General features: G+C 43.3%; 12 protein-coding genes. 1 reads left to right on the top strand and 11 read right to left on the bottom strand.

What is annotated here, in order from left to right:
• Positions 1–2 precede the first annotated feature (2 nt).
• The 11 genes from HGO23_RS07105 to HGO23_RS07055 all read right to left on the bottom strand — a co-directional run bounded on the left by HGO23_RS07105 (position 3) and on the right by HGO23_RS07055 (position 14,700).
• Positions 3–1,253, bottom strand: coding sequence for an ACP S-malonyltransferase (locus HGO23_RS07105; protein ID WP_209028411.1), 1,251 nt, complete (start codon positions 1,251–1,253; stop codon positions 3–5).
• Entirely contained in the window at positions 1,250–6,058 is a 4,809-nt protein-coding gene (locus HGO23_RS07100) for an AMP-binding protein (protein WP_209028410.1), read from the bottom strand. Before HGO23_RS07100 ends, HGO23_RS07105 begins: the two co-directional genes overlap by 4 nt.
• Positions 6,051–7,679: an amino acid adenylation domain-containing protein gene (locus tag HGO23_RS07095; protein WP_209028409.1), complete on the bottom strand. Its 1,629-nt coding sequence runs from the start codon at positions 7,677–7,679 to the stop codon at positions 6,051–6,053. The genes HGO23_RS07100 and HGO23_RS07095 overlap by 8 nt, the downstream gene beginning before the upstream one ends.
• Positions 7,680–7,840: 161 nt before the next feature.
• Positions 7,841–9,004 carry an acyl-CoA dehydrogenase family protein gene (locus tag HGO23_RS07090; protein ID WP_099136263.1) on the bottom strand — a complete coding sequence of 388 codons (1,164 nt, stop codon included), beginning with the start codon at positions 9,002–9,004 and terminating at the stop codon, positions 7,841–7,843.
• Entirely contained in the window at positions 8,997–9,248 is a 252-nt protein-coding gene (locus tag HGO23_RS07085) for an acyl carrier protein (RefSeq protein WP_209028408.1), read from the bottom strand. The genes HGO23_RS07090 and HGO23_RS07085 overlap by 8 nt, the downstream gene beginning before the upstream one ends.
• A 639-nt stretch (positions 9,249–9,887) precedes the next feature.
• On the bottom strand, positions 9,888–10,769 hold the full coding sequence (gene cysM / locus HGO23_RS07080) for a cysteine synthase CysM (RefSeq protein ID WP_099136265.1): 882 nt from the start codon (positions 10,767–10,769) through the stop codon (positions 9,888–9,890).
• Between the two features lie 136 nt (positions 10,770–10,905).
• On the bottom strand, positions 10,906–11,994 hold the full coding sequence (cysA, locus tag HGO23_RS07075) for a sulfate/thiosulfate ABC transporter ATP-binding protein CysA (protein ID WP_209028407.1): 1,089 nt from the start codon (positions 11,992–11,994) through the stop codon (positions 10,906–10,908).
• Positions 11,995–12,027: 33 nt separating this feature from the next.
• Entirely contained in the window at positions 12,028–12,867 is an 840-nt protein-coding gene (cysW, locus tag HGO23_RS07070; protein ID WP_099136267.1) for a sulfate/thiosulfate ABC transporter permease CysW, read from the bottom strand.
• Positions 12,867–13,700 (bottom strand): sulfate/thiosulfate ABC transporter permease CysT, encoded by an 834-nt coding sequence (gene cysT / locus HGO23_RS07065; protein WP_209028406.1) that lies wholly within the window; start codon positions 13,698–13,700, stop codon positions 12,867–12,869. The genes cysW and cysT overlap by 1 nt, the downstream gene beginning before the upstream one ends.
• A gap of 3 nt (positions 13,701–13,703) precedes the next feature.
• Entirely contained in the window at positions 13,704–13,892 is a 189-nt protein-coding gene (locus HGO23_RS07060; RefSeq protein ID WP_099136269.1) for a hypothetical protein, read from the bottom strand.
• Positions 13,893–14,121: 229 nt separating this feature from the next.
• Complete coding sequence (locus HGO23_RS07055; RefSeq protein WP_244589935.1) at positions 14,122–14,700, bottom strand: RpoE-regulated lipoprotein; 579 nt, start codon at positions 14,698–14,700, stop codon at positions 14,122–14,124.
• A 204-nt stretch (positions 14,701–14,904) separates the two neighbouring features.
• Here HGO23_RS07055 and HGO23_RS07050 point away from each other — a divergent pair, with 204 nt between their 5' ends.
• Entirely contained in the window at positions 14,905–15,360 is a 456-nt protein-coding gene (locus HGO23_RS07050; protein ID WP_209028405.1) for an LOG family protein, read from the top strand.
• Positions 15,361–15,390: the final 30 nt, after the last annotated feature.

Genomic DNA, 15,390 nt, shown 5'->3' with positions numbered 1-15,390 from the left:
GATCAACTCCTTACCGCATCAAAGAGTGTGTGTAATTTCACTTTCTCTACGCAAAGAGGGCGATTTCCGTTTGCCTCAACAATCTCCAGCCACTGTTGTGTGAGTTGATAGAGAGAATGACTCTCTTCAACCTTCAGACGTGATCCTGTCATCGTCTGTCTGGCGTTTTTCCGAATACGAGACAATTGTTCTATCGCCGCTGGCTCTGTAATTGCAGGTAGCTTTGAGCTGTAAAAGTGGAAATAACAGTATCCTGAAAACTGTTTCAACCGATTCTCTTGCGTGCTTAATGCCTGAATGGAGGTGAACATTTCATCAGCCCCCCACAGCGAACACATAGGCAGCCCCGCACGTTGAGTGAGATAACTCAGCACATTTTTAGGCGAGACTTCCAGATAACGGGTCACACCATTTTGCGCAACGTACTGTAAGCTCGGTAACCATTGCACCGGAGAAATAAGATGTTGCAGAATCGATGTTCTGAGATTTTCCGCAGGTAACTCCGTACCACTGACATTACAAACCAAACGTGAAACTAAGCGAGACAATAAAGCATTTTGCTGGTCTGATTGCGGCAAAAAATCAAGCAATGTATCTAATTTTTCCTTTGCCTCAATCATTAAAGGTGAATGGAAAGGGCCACCAATTTTCAACGGAAACAGTAATCCTCCCAGTGCTTCTATACGCGGTGCAAAACGCCGGATATCTGCCATCTCACCAGAAATAGTGACCTGATCAAATGCGTCAATCGCAGATACATAGATCGCTATACCATCATCAATGCGGGCTTTATCAACTTGCTGCACAACAACTTCGGAGGGAACATGCAGAACCCAGCACATATCACCCTGCTGATAATGCCTCGCACAGGCTTCCACAATTTCAGAACGAATATTGACTACTCTTGTCAGTGTTGCTAAATCAAGATAGCCAGCAGCACACAGCGCAGGGTATTGCCCCAAGCTATGCCCCATCATAAATTCAGGCACTAATCCACAATGCTGACGCAATATATTGGCAATGGCGACTGTGGTTGCCGTTAGTGTCAATTGTGCAATGCGGACTTGCTGCAACGTGTCACGGCGGTTGCCATGAATAACATCAAATAGATCAACTTGTGACAGATCTGATACTTCCTCCAAACATGCCCGATATTCTGGATAGGTTTTGAATTCAGCAAACATGTCCGGTTGCTGCACGCCTACGCCGGGAAATAAAAATACGGTTTTGGCTGAGTCGCTAGCTGTTCTCATTCTGAGGCTCCATGAATAATGAAATCGAGCTCCGATTGTGAGAGCTGACTAAGAGGAAAATCCGCAGGGATAAATGCGCGTTCCTGACCGTGAGCAGATTGCCCATTGTTCAGTTCATCAGGGTTGTCATTGCATTTGGCATTGTCATGACAATAGATGTCATAACAACAGGCACGGCACCACGCTGATAGTCGGTTATCGAGTTGTGTCAGATAGTTAAGGGCATCATCGGCATTGGTTTCAGGAATGCCCAAACTCAGTTCGACCAGAACAGAGCCAGATTCCCAGCAATCGTGGGTCAGTATGTCGAAATTCACCACACTTTTTTCATCAGGATGACGAAAACCGCCAGAGAGAGACTGAATTAAATGAATATGTTGCCATGCTTTGCTATCGCCCAGACTGAAACCGAAACCAAGATCATTAATGCAAATCAGTGGCCTCTCTCCCGTGCTATTCAGCCCCAGTTGATTTTTCCAATCCGAGTTATCTTTATGCTGCTGTAATTTCAACACTTGCAAAAAACTCAATGAGTGATTCGAAGCCACATCCAACTGCATCAGTTGGAAGCCGGTAAACCATCCCACTGCATTTGCCATGGCTGCATTCCAGGCTATAGGCATTTTTGTTTCAGAGAATAAACGTCCGTGGTTTTCAAACAACACGCCAGGTTGCGGTGGTAACAGGCCGTTTTCCTGTATCACCTCCAGCAATGCAGCGGCAATAAGTTGTGAACGATCAGCTTTTTTATGTTGCTCCATCTGCCGAAAGTCATCACCGGAAACTGATAACGCTATTGTGACAGGTGTCGTAGCTGGCTGGTCATTGAGATTGCTATCAAATGAGGGGGATACATCAATCATTTCTTCCTGTGACTGATTGTCTGCCAGCCATTTACCCCACAAGAACGCTCCCTGCTCTGCCTCAATCTCAGCAAAAGTGTTCGTTTTAACGATTGGAGTGTTTAATGCTTGCTCTAATTCGTCCAGCAAGTAGATCCACGAATGCACATCGCAAATCAGGTGATGGCAAACCCAAACCAAATAGTGTTTATTTACGTGTGGATCGTATATCACTTCATGCACACTGGGCTGAGTCGCAAGACTGACTTTACCCTGTAATCGCTTAAGCCTGTCTTCAAGAGATTCGCCCGGGGCCAATACCTTACTGCTGTTTTGCGACTCCCATTCAATATCCGTTAATACCATATCCGTTAATACAGAAGTAGCAGGCAAAAAATGCAGTTCAGTCAGATCTTGATTCGCTCGCAGGGAAAAAATTTTATGTCTGGCTTTAACTGCAATAACCGCTGCATTGATATGTTCGGCAGATAAGGCAGAGGTGACTTCGAGCACAACACCTTGCTGTAACCGTTCACCATGTATAAAGCGGTGATGTTGATACCAGCGAACACTGGGTAAATAATGTAACCAACCGGCGGCTAACTCCTCCAATGCATCTTCTGGTTTCAATGGCTTTTCCAGTACTGCGGCATCTGTTGCACAACCTGCCAGTTGTTCAGCACAGGCCGTTTCCAATACTGCACCTAATACTGTCAACGTCAGCAATTCTTTGATCTCTAGTTTAACGCCTCTTTTCGCTAATAATGCGACCAGGCGGATTGCTTTGATCGAATCTCCTCCCTGTGCAAGAAATGAAGCCGTCAGATCCACCGAGTGAGGCCAAATTGGCCTAAAAAATTCCTCATCCAGCCATAAAGGCAGATTATAGTTTTCGGCCTGTTGCTGCGTTTTTTTATCGGCTGCCGGTTTATCCGTTAAGGGGCACTGTGCAACATCAATGAATGACCTGCGGTAAGTTTCAGCAGCGGAGGTAAGCAGCGCTATATCAACCTTACCGTTAGCATTCATTGGCCAGGGTTGCACAGTGCAATACAGATTCGGCAACCAGGATTCAGCTATTTTTTCTTTTAATTTATCTTGGAATTGGTGACTGTCATGCGGGATTGGTTGGTTACTGCACAAGGCAATAGTTTCATAACCCGCTATGCCGTCAGCTTCATCAATGACTAATTTCAATGCCTTCAACTGCCGATTATGATCCTCTGATTGACCAAGCTGTACCAGCACATCTTCCACGGCTTTCTCAATCTCCACCGGATGGATCCGATGACCTCGCACTTTAAATTCATCATCAATGCGTCCGAGACAATGGAATATGCCCTGTTCATCCTGCAACCCCAAATCCCCTGTACGATACCAACGGCACTGCTTATCCACACTGAACACAAATTTTGCTTCTGTCTGGGTGCTATTGTTCAGATAGCCATCTGCCAGTACAGGCCCACCAATCCAGATTTCCCCATGAAAACCACGGGGCATAATTTGACCCCAGCGATCCCTGATCGATATTTCTGCTTTACCCAGTGCTGTACCAATCGGCGTAATAAGAGCAGGCGCGGTTTTTTCTTCCTCAATGCTTCTAGCGCCATTGTTTATCGAATAAATACAGCAGCCAACCGTAGCCTCCGTTGGCCCGTATTCATTAATAATTTCACTGCCTGACGGCAAACAATCCAGTACCTGATTCACCAGTGAAGCCGGCAGATTTTCACCGCCTACAACAAAGGTCAGCGGGTGTTGTCTGGTGGATCCAATGCCATGCTCGATCAACAAAGACAGATGGGATGGCGTGCATTTAACACCTGTCAGGGATTCATCAGCGAGCAGAGCACGTAACAATTCAGGATTATCACGAATGTCTTGTTCATAAGGTTGGATAAATCCTCCTGACAAAATGGGCACTAAGATAGCGGTTTGCGTCAGGTCAAATCCAAAGGAAGTAAACAGAGGCGTGTTAAATGGAATTTCATCAGCATATGCTGCTTTCGCTGCCAGCGCATAGTTAGCCAATGCAACAGAAGAAATGGCAACGCCTTTTGGTTCTCCCGTCGAGCCGGAGGTATACAGAATATAAGCCGGATTACAGGATAGATGCTGAATTTCAGGATACGATGTCGAGGCAATCTGTTCCTGAACGATCCCTTTCTGAGCACTATCTCCCTTATGCAAAGAAACCCGCAGCAAAGGTAAATTCAGTGTCTCAGCTAAGTTTTGGTCAGCTTCGGTGTAAATACACAAGGAAGCCCCGGAATTACGGGTGATGGTTAATAATCTTTCTGTTGGTGTTGTCGTGGGGCAAACAGGCACAACCGTCACGTTTTTAATCAGACAAGCCAGATAAGCCAGTACTGTTTCAGGGGTACGCCTGCCCAGAATAAGTACAGGTTTATTCTCAGTATGTATATCATGCAATCGCATACTGAAACGGTGCATCCACTGTAAACCCTCATGGTAAGTAAGCGTACTATTTTCCCCATTTGGCTTAAATAAAACGTTGTCTGTGTGGCATTCAAATGCTTTAAGTAAATGAACACCTATTGGCTCCGCCGAACATTCGTCAGAGGTATGATAGGCTTTCGGATGATGATCAGTGTGCTCTTGTGCCATAACTTCAACCGCAATATCTACTGCATAATTAAGCACAGTGTGCAGAAAGGTATGGCATTGTTCAGGTGACCATATTCTGCGGAAATCAGCTTCAATCGCCAAATAACCATCTGCAAAGCGGTCATGGAGATGGATGGTAGCAAACAGAGATTCGACGGCCTGATGGTGTTCAATTATTGTTTCTGTATAACTGCTTGTTTTCTGAAAATTACCTGTTTGGTAGGAAACACCAAAAGCGGGAATAATCTGTTTCCAGTCCGGTGATGCTAATTCTCCCCAACGGGTCGCGGGCGCATAACGTGAATGTATAAGTGCTTTTTGCAAATGTTTTTGCAGGCTCTGGTAACAGTCTGTGGCTGTCTGTCCATCCTGACGAAACACAGGCACCAAGATAGGAGCCACTCCCATTGAGATAGTCTGTTTCTCTTCCCTGCTCCAGCGATTACCAATAGGTGCCTGTAATAACACACAGTTGCTATCTTCAATCACCATTTGCGTATAAGCAACCGCAGTGAAAAACAATCTGAAAATAGAACCACCACTGTTTTTAAATCGGAGTAATATTTCATTTTGCGATTGGGCCACAGTTGCTTCTATACGCATGGAGCGTGGCTCTAACCCACGATAATCACCTATCGGATAACGGCGGGATATTTTTCGGGCATCTATTGGTGAAGTTTCTCCAAAAAGCCCCTGCCAATACGCGGCATCTCTTTCCAATCGCCGGGAATGCTCATAATTTTGTTCTTCCTCAGCATTGGTGGAAAATAAAAAGGATTCGGTTTGTCCGATTGCTGAATCCGGGTTTTCTTGTTCCAATTCTTTGATTAGGTGACTCTGCAACATAGCCACACCTATCCCATCCAGCGCAGCGTGATGGGCTTTCAAAAACCAACCTGATTGATCAGGCTGAAAACGTACAGCAAAGATCCTCACTGGTGTGAGTGATAAGTCCTCTTCCATCAATAACTGACGCTCTACCCAATATTCAAACGCTTCCTTAGGATTGGGATATTTGCTGAAATCGGCTTTCTCTACTTCTGCCTGGGGACTATCGTGTCGAATACCGAACCATTCCATTTCTGTAGTTTCGGTTGCCAATGCTTCGCTTTCTGTTTGCTGCCCATGCAACGCTTTATTAATAAATCCGATGCGGAAAACATCTTGCGTATTGCGGACGTGTTCAGCAGCACGCGCAATCCGCTCCAGAGAAATATCTCCCCGTAACCGCGTGATCCCGCCAAAATAAAATTGATACCCAGAGAGGTTAAACTGTTCCATTTTGAAAATAGTCTGTTGTGACCGGGCCAATCTAAAAATTGATCGATTATTCATGATGTGACCCCTCGTTTTGATTAAAAAACAGAGTCCGAATATTTTGGGCGATCACTTTCCGTTCAAGTTTTCCTGAACTGGAACGGGGTAACTGTTCAGCCTGCCAGTAACGGGCAGGTAGCATATAAGCTGGCATCTGTGCCGAAAGGAATTGCCTGATGTCTTGTGGCTCCAGTTCTTCTTGTCCCGCTACGATAGCTGCAACAAGCCATTGCTCTTGTTTATCGTCTTCAACTACGCAAGCAACAGCTTCAGTAATGGATGGATAATTGAGTAAGTGATGCTCAATCTCTCCCAATTCGATCCGCAATCCACGCAGCTTGATTTGCGTATCTTTTCGGCCCTGGCAGAAAAATCCTGTTTCTTTTTCATACCAACCAAGATCTCCCGTCAGGTAAATTCGCTCCTGAAGTTCTGGATGAAATACAAACGCCTCATCGGTCAAATCCTGACGGTTGTAATACCCCTCTGCCAGACATAACCCACCAATCGCAATTTCGCCTTTTTCCGACTCTGCTTTTAAGGTCAAATTATCCGGATCTACGATGTACAATTTGCATCCGGTAAGAGCCTGCCCAATAGGAACAAGTCCCGATGGATTTTCCATGCAATCATAAAAACTAACATCAATAGCGGCTTCTGTCGGACCATATAAATTGGTCAGCAAGCAACGGAAATGAAACATTTCATGAAATTGAACAACCAAACTGGCAAGTAGTGACTCCCCACTCACATATACTCTGCGCAGAGCAGGTAATGGTGGTTCAAGATCTATTTGACGGTTTTTAATATGATGACTTTGCATGTCACTGTCTTGAAGCTCTTGCAATACCGGCTTAAGCAAACTGGGAACAAAGTGAACAACCGTAATATTTTCATTTGCTAATGCTGCCACAATAGCTCTGGGATAGGATTCTAATCCCGGCTGTAACAAATAATGACTTGCACCGCTTAAAGCCGGTAGAAAAAGCTCCCATAAGGACACATCAAAAGTCAGTGCAGTTCTCTGTAAGATGACATCTGAATCAATCATTTCACTGTGTCGCTGATGCCACTCCAGTCGATTAATAAACGCGCCATGATTGACCAATACGCCTTTAGGCGTGCCTGTTGTACCGGAAGTGAAAATTAAGTATGCAGGATCAGTAGATTGCAATTCAGGTGTATTTAACTGAAAAGAGTTATAACATTCGTTCTCTGGTCGTGGCTGTGTGGTTATCTCTTCTAATTGATCACAGCTAATTAATGCCAATTCAGCATGTACCTGAGTGAATAAGTTGATCTGATTTCTGCTACAGAAGGCAATACGGCATCGGGCTGTTGCAAACATGGATGACAAACGGGCAACAGGTATTTTCGAATCAACGGGAAAATAAACGCCCCCGGCTAATAAAACGGCATATGCTGCGACTAAAAACTCTGGGCTACGTTCAAGCCCAATAGCAACACATTCTCCCTGACGTAAATTTCGCTCATTCATTAAGTGATCAGCCAATCGCTTCACGCTTACATATAATCCTTCCCAGGATAAGATATTTCCTTTGCCCCAACGTATCGCAGGGTTTTGGTTATCTCTCGCCGTATTTTCAAAATAATCAGTAATAAATCGACCTGTTTTCATGACGCCGAAGTCCTCTGATTGCTGGCTTTATTGTCCCCCAATTTCATTCCCCTTCTCCCGTAGTGATAGCAAACCGACATCACAGGCGGATGTCAGACAATAGAAACCTACCAGCCAGACAAAATGTCTCGTGCTGTAAGTCAGAAGTTATTGGGGATCTTTTATGGATGAGTCAGTCCAGCGTTATAACTGTACCGAGTACAGATTTGCTTACCAATCAGCATTTTTTGTAATTCATTACTTCCTTCAACAACCTGCAAAATTTTTGCATCGCGATAAAGTCGGCTGATACCGTTGATCTCATCACAACCGTAACCACCATGGATCTGAACCGCTTTTGCAGCACTCACTCCCGCTTCCTGTGATGCAAAAAGTTTGGCTTGAAGTATTTGTTCAAGAGCATCTTCATCCCTGGCTTCTTTAGCTTTTGTCGCTGATAAGCAAATAAGTTGAGAGGCAAGCAGACTACTGGACATCTCCGCCAAATAACCACGGATAATGCCTTGGTCTGCAAGCAGTGTTCCGAAGGTAGAGCGAGAGTTGGCTCTGTATACTGATGCTGATAATGCCGCTTGCTGTATTCCTACCGCAGCCCAGGCCACACTAATACGACCATAGTCCAGCGCACTGTTAGATATGAGGTTTTGCCCAAAACCGGGTTTTCCGACAATATTTGTCTTCGGGACCCGACAATCGTTGAAATCCAATCCAGCCAGATAAGCACTCTTGAATCCCAACATGTTTTTCTTGGCTGTTATTGTTAATCCTGGTGCATTTTTAGGAACCAACACCGCAGTATCCAAACCCTGATATTTGCCGAATACCAGAAACAGATCCGCAATCTGAGCAAAAGTAATCCAGCTTTTCTGCCCATTAATACTCAGTTCATTCCCGTGATCTTCAAATCTGGTTGACAGGTTTTTAGAATCACCACCTGCTGAAACTTCTGTTTGGGCGAAAGCCCCAATCAGTTCCCCTGTTACCAAGGGTGCCAGAAAACGTTGTTTCTGCTCTTGCGAGCCCCAATCCTCAATGGTTTTTAACATCATTGAATGTACATTCAACAAACCAGTCAGTGATCCGCTTCCGGCGCCTATCGCCATATTCAGTAAGCCGAACGTGGTGGCATCAAATCCCAATCCTCCATTTTTTGTTTTTGCTAATCCGCCTAACCAACCATTGTTAGCCAGTTGTTTCACCACACCAACAGGTATGGCTTCAGATAAATCCCATTCGTCGGCATAAGGGGCAACGTTTGTTACTGAAAATTGTTCAAATGTCTGTAACCATTCTTGCTGTTCAGGTGCTAAAAAACGATCAAACATTTGTTACCACCTTTCTGTCTAAGAAATTGCAGACAGCTTCAATACTGGAAAAATTGGCATTATCGAGATCATCAATTTCGACTTTAATTTTGAAGTTTTTTTCCAAAAAGGAAATTAATTGGATGGCAGCCAGAGAGTTAACCAAGCCTGTTTCGAAAATATTAACGTTATCTCCCAGATCTTGCTTACCCGAAAGTTTACAGAGATATTCAGATACTAACTTCTTACGTTCAGATACATTCATCACGACTTCCCTTTGTAAGCTTCATTTCATTGGTCTTTGGTTCGTAATATTTATCTGGACGATTTACGTAATGGGTTAATTTTCAGGTTAAATATAAAACTTAAGACCTCATAGCTACCGCACGGGAGTGTAATCGCCCAAAATAATAAAAATTCAGAATATACATTTAATAAAGCAGACAGTTAAAAGCAGGTTAATAACAATGAACCTCTTTTTCCATAATATAAAATATTAATTAAATTATTCTTAATAAGAAGGTAATAGTTGAACAATAAAAAATTTTTGGTGAAAAATATTCTGTGATTACAAGTTTTTTCCTTATGTTTTAGTAAGATATAAATAAAAATCATCTAATATATTAAATAACTTTTTAATATATGAAAAAATAAAAAACACATTTAAATGTGTTTTTGGATAACACAAAGATTAATAAGAGCAATTAATATAGTTACCCATCCAATCGTTTAAGAGCACAAATGATCGGCGTTATTCTATTAATAAAAACTTACTTAACTCACATTATTCTGATAAGAGGTTATTGATGGAGCGTGGAAGATGTTCAACCGACTTCAAGCTGTAACATAACCAACAAAACTACAGCTTGAGTATGGAGAGTGAAGATAAAGGATGAAAAGAGAGCTAACTAAATACCCCGGTAGACAAATACCTGTCTCCACGATCACAAATGATCGCAACAATAATTGCACCTGGATTTTCAGCCGCAATGCGCAGTGCTCCAGAAACAGCACCTCCAGAGCTAACACCACAAAAAATGCCTTCTTTCTGTGCCAGCAATCGCATCATTGTTTCTGCTTCTTGTTGCGTAATATCTAAGATTTGATCCACCAGATCTTTCTGATAAATACCCGGCATATAAGCAGGCGACCAACGGCGGATACCGGGAATATGACTGTTTTCTGCTGGCTGTAGCCCCGTCGTCTGTACCTTATTTGATTGAGATTTCAGATAGCGGCTCACACCTGTAATAGTGCCGGTTGTTCCCATACTGGAGACAAAGTGGGTAATACGCCCCTGTGTTTGCTGCCAAATTTCCGGCCCTGTTGTCTTGAAATGCGCCAGCGAGTTATCAGGATTATTAAACTGGTCAAGAACTTTTCCTTCACCGTTCTGTTCCATTTGTTGCGCCAAATCCCGTGCACCTTCCATGCCCAACTCTTCGCTGACCAGAATCAGTTCAGCACCGTAAGCTTGCATAGACGCCTGACGTTCAAGGCTCATATTTTCAGGCATCAGTAACTTAAGCCGATACCCCTTTACCGCGGCAATCATCGCCAACGCAATACCTGTGTTGCCGCTCGTTGCTTCAATAAGCACATCTCCCGGTGAGATTTCTCGCCGTAGTTCCGCTTGCTGGATCATTGAGAGTGCTGCTCTGTCTTTCACAGAACCAGCAGGATTGTTGCCTTCCAGTTTTACCCAAATCTCCGCATCTACTTCTTCAATAATTCGTTGTAATTTAACCAACGGGGTATTACCGATAAATTTTTCTAAGCTTGCCACAGCACTACCTGAATCATATGAGAATAAACAATAGAATAATCGTATTCAGAAAACTGTCGCAAGATCTTAAGCAAAAAAACCCCTGTATCCTTCAGGACAACAGGGGAAACCCAGGGTTCTACGAGTAATGAAAATATCAAGCGGACTCAGCAAGTTTCAGTACCTTTAATGCAGAATTACCTTCATACAAACGGGCATTATTTCCACCAATAAAATATTGACTTCCTCTCGCCGGAATCAAAGAATTATCCGGCCAGATAACCGACAAACTCTCTTCTCCCCACCCCATCGGCTGAACAGACAACAGGGAAAAATGCCCTCGTGGACTCACTTCCACAATCTTAACCGGCAAAGGGCAAGATGACGTCTGTTGTGTACTGAGATTCATTTCCCACGGACGCAAGAAAACATCAACATTCCCTTGATGTAATGGCATCACCTCCAATGGGAAAACTTTTCCGCCAACCCATAATTGAGAGCCTTTGATCTCACCGTGTAACTGATTCACTTCGCCCATAAATTCCAGGACAAAACGGCTTTCCGGCTCTTTCCATACTTGCTGTGGAGTGCCAACCTGCTCTATAGCACCTTGATTCATCACCACAACCCGATCCGCCACTTCCATTGCTTCTTCCTGATCATGAGTGACAAATACGCTGGTAAATTTTAATTCTTCATGCAGCTCACGTAACCAACGACGCAATTCCATCCGAACCTGAGCATCCAAAGCACCAAAAGGCTCATCTAATAAGAGGATTTGTGGCTCAACAGCCAACGCTCTTGCTAAAGCCACTCGCTGTTTTTGACCACCAGAAAGTTGTGATGGATAACGATCTGCAAGATGAGATAACTGAACCATATCGAGTAAAGACATTACTTTACTGCGAAGTGTCTCTCCACTGGGACGCTGACGACGGGGCAGAACCGTCAGACCAAAAGCAACATTATCAAATACTCTCATATGACGAAACAGGGCATAATGCTGAAAAACAAAACCCACCCGCCGATCTTTTGCGTGGATCTGGCTGACATCCTGACCATGAAACTTCAACTGCCCTGCACTTTGCTGCTCAAGCCCTGCAATGATCCTCAACAATGTCGTCTTGCCGGAGCCAGACGGGCCAAGCAGAGCAACCATTTCACCGGATTCAATATCCAGAGAAATATTATTCAGTATTTGAACCCGACCAAAAGATTTACTGATTTTGCTGATTTCAATACTCATATCCTGCCATTGACCTCCACAGATGACTCCTACTCACTGACGGCTTAAACGCCACTGCAAAGCACTTTTGACAATCAGCGTAATAATCGCCATTACTGCCAATAAAGCCGCCGCCACAAATGCGCCAACAGTGTTGTAATCCTGATACAGCAGTTCAACCTGCAAAGGCAATGTGTAAGTTTCTCCTCTGATCGCGCCTGATACCACAGACACAGCCCCGAACTCACCAATTGCTCGCGCATTAGTCAAAACAATGCCATACAGCAATGCCCAGCGAATATTCGGCAATGTCACACGCCAGAACATCTTCCAGCCAGAAGCCCCCAATAATATTGCGGCTTCATCTTCCTGATTACCCTGACTTAACATCACCGGCACCAATTCACGGACAACAAACGGGCACGTCACAAATACCGTAACCAATACCATGCCCGTCCATGAAAACATTAGCTGGATGTCGTAAGCCCCAAGCCACTCACCCATCCAGCCGTTAGAACCGTAAAACAGCAGATATAGTAATCCCGCGACAACGGGGGAAACTGCAAATGGAATATCTATTAATGTCAGTAATAATTGCCTGCCGGGAAACTGGAACCGGGTTACCAGCCACGCTGTTACCACACCAAAAACCAGATTGATGGGTACTGTGATCAGTGCAATCAGCACAGTTAACCAGATAGCATGGAGCATATCGGGATCAATAAGATTCTGTGTGAGGATATCAAGCCCTTGTGAAAAAGCAGTCAGAAAAATCCACACTATCGGAATTACCAATAACAAGACAGAAACGATTATCCCCGCACAAATCAATACCCATTTGCCCCAATTTATTGAGGAGCGCTGCATCAGTGTATATCCGAAAAATTCAGCCATTAATGCCCTCCGATCCGCTTACCAAAGCGGCTTTGCAATAAATTGACGCTAAATAGCAACAGCAGTGATACTACCAGGATCACTGAAGCAATCGCACTGGCTGCCGGATAATCAAATTCTTGCAATCGTACAAAGATCATCAGGGAAACCACCTCAGTTTGCCACGCGATATTGCCTGCAATAAAAATGACCGCACCAAATTCCCCCAGACTTCGCGTGAAAGAAAGCACCGTGCCCGCTATCAATGCAGGTGAGAGTTCCGGCAAGATCACCTGCCTAAACGTCTGCCAGCGACTTGCCCCTAATGTCTGGGCTGCTTCCTCATATTCCGGGCCTAACTCTTCGAGTACCGGTTGAACGGTACGGACAACGAAAGGCAAACTAGTAAATGCCATTGCAACAGCAATACCCAACCAGGTATTCGCAACCTTCATATCAAAATTACCAAGCCAGGAGCCATACCATCCGGTTGCGGAAAATAGGGTTGCCAACGTTAACCCCGCAACCGCGGTCGGTAAAGCAAAGGGTAAATCTATCAATCCATCAAGCAGATTACGTCCGGGAAAACGATAGCGGGTTAGTATCCAGGCCATTAACATGCCAAAAACCATATTGAACAAACTGGCAATTGCAGCAGCCAACAAAGTGACCTGATAGGCTGCTACAACCTGAGGATTTACAATCACCTGCCAATATTCTGCCCAGCTCATACTGGAAAGTTGTATGACCAGAGCACTTAATGGCAATAGCAGGATCAAACAGGTATAAAAGAGACTACAGCCCAAACTCAACCCAAATCCGGGTAATACACGTTTACTGGATGCAACAAACATGGATCATGCCCTTCCATCAATGATTGAGCCGGCATACCATCCTTGTTGACATGGGTTTTCACCGGAATACTCCTGCAATGCGACTGCTTCTGTACTGGAAATATAGGCGTTGAAATTCCCTATAAGGGATACAGTAAATAGTGATTCGGAAAACAATCCGCTCCATATTTTTTTATTTACTACTATCTTCATTCAACACCTTATCTGTCACACCATTTAACAACGATTGCTTCATACTGTATCCAGAATATTTATAACAGGATAGGTTACTGCCCTCTGTTTTATATACCGAATTTTTATGAGAAATGATGAAACGAGATAAGCTATAAAAAACGCAACTCTTTACAGCTCTCCCCGGTTACATGGTGTTAAAAAATGACCGGCAGCAAAATTCTTCCTCAAACTTTCTATTTTGTATTTATCATTCAGCTTTCCAGATAATACGAGAGATTTTCCACGTTTTTAGCACATCATCTGAAGGCATTAACTCCTCTGGGCCATTCCATGCTCCTGTAAATATATAGCTGATATGCTGGCTTTGTGGTGCAGCACAAACAACTGTCGGTTGCATGGCTAAACTGCCGGTACGCTGACAAGCACCATAGGCTTTGTCATACAGTTCAGAAAAAGGCATTCCGATTTTTGTTCCCCAGACTGTTTTAATATTTTCATCCAGGATATCAATATGATCCACCTTGCCATTATTCAAACCAGATAATTCAATTCTGACCTGATCACTTTCCATTCCCTGTACGATATTGACTAGTTTTCCATTCTGCATTTCCATACCATTACGCAGACGATACTTACCTTTCAGTCCCTGCTGAATCACAGATAAATTCATATCTGTCTGCTGGTTGATCCCTCCTACACCTTGATCTGATACCTCTAAGTGACTCGAAAACCAGTTTAAAGGTGATATGGAAGACCATGAAAATTCAGATGTTCCTGCACAAGCTGTTAATAACAATGTACCACTCATTAAGCCACTGATTGTCATAACTCTCTTTTTAAACAATAAACTAAATATAAAACATCTTTTCATTACTTTTTTTACCTTATTTTTCCAGCCTGATTATTTAGCACAACTTTATAAAAACCATTGTGCAATTGTTTACAAACAGGTCGATATCATACCCATACCAAAATTCAACTGGATTATAAAAAACGTTGAAATCAATGGCAAATATATATGGTAGCCACAATGATGACGGTATTTTTAATTTTTTTAAGTTTTACAACTATAACGGATGTTATGGTAATAGATACTATTACAAAAATACCGTGCTATCAGTTAGCTTCCCAGGCTAATTTTAACAATGTACAGAAATACGTGCCCCCCTCCCCCCATACAGTACGAGAAAATAAACAAATAAACTCTCCCCACTCTTATTCCACACAGAATTGTAGGGTACTCGAAAGTAAAACTGAATCACCGATTCATGCTCACTATTATTTTTCAAAAGACAAAAATGGCATCATTAATGTTAAGATTATTCCTGTAACCGGATATCGTTCTTTCTTAATGTCAAAAGATCTCTTTATTACAAAAAATAAATACCAGAGGAAATTTCATTACTTAATTAAAAAAGCGGCCAGAAAACTAATAAATTTTTTAAAAGAGATTCGTTTAAATAAAATTTGGCTCATGGCCGAATAAAATAAAATTCCTCAGCCACTTACCTTTAAC

This window comes from Xenorhabdus budapestensis (genome assembly GCF_017743015.1).
In the GTDB taxonomy this organism is placed as follows: Bacteria; Pseudomonadota; Gammaproteobacteria; order Enterobacterales; family Enterobacteriaceae; genus Xenorhabdus; species Xenorhabdus budapestensis.
Note: the sequence above shows the minus strand (reverse complement) of the source record. Positions and strands in the feature narration are given on the sequence as shown.

What these genes read in the sequence shown, in the direction of transcription:
- HGO23_RS07090 (WP_099136263.1), bottom strand. Translation starts at nt 9,004, where the DNA reads ATGTTTGATCGTTTTTTAGCACCTGAACAGCAAGAATGGTTACAGACA.
- cysW (WP_099136267.1), bottom strand. Translation starts at nt 12,867, where the DNA reads ATGGCTGAATTTTTCGGATATACACTGATGCAGCGCTCCTCAATAAAT.
- HGO23_RS07105 (WP_209028411.1), bottom strand. Translation starts at nt 1,253, where the DNA reads ATGAGAACAGCTAGCGACTCAGCCAAAACCGTATTTTTATTTCCCGGC.
- HGO23_RS07050 (WP_209028405.1), top strand. Translation starts at nt 14,905, where the DNA reads ATGATGACGGTATTTTTAATTTTTTTAAGTTTTACAACTATAACGGAT.
- cysT (WP_209028406.1), bottom strand. Translation starts at nt 13,700, where the DNA reads ATGTTTGTTGCATCCAGTAAACGTGTATTACCCGGATTTGGGTTGAGT.
- HGO23_RS07100 (WP_209028410.1), bottom strand. Translation starts at nt 6,058, where the DNA reads ATGAATAATCGATCAATTTTTAGATTGGCCCGGTCACAACAGACTATT.
- HGO23_RS07060 (WP_099136269.1), bottom strand. Translation starts at nt 13,892, where the DNA reads ATGAAGATAGTAGTAAATAAAAAAATATGGAGCGGATTGTTTTCCGAA.
- HGO23_RS07055 (WP_244589935.1), bottom strand. Translation starts at nt 14,700, where the DNA reads ATGACAATCAGTGGCTTAATGAGTGGTACATTGTTATTAACAGCTTGT.
- HGO23_RS07095 (WP_209028409.1), bottom strand. Translation starts at nt 7,679, where the DNA reads ATGAAAACAGGTCGATTTATTACTGATTATTTTGAAAATACGGCGAGA.
- HGO23_RS07085 (WP_209028408.1), bottom strand. Translation starts at nt 9,248, where the DNA reads ATGAATGTATCTGAACGTAAGAAGTTAGTATCTGAATATCTCTGTAAA.
- cysA (WP_209028407.1), bottom strand. Translation starts at nt 11,994, where the DNA reads ATGAGTATTGAAATCAGCAAAATCAGTAAATCTTTTGGTCGGGTTCAA.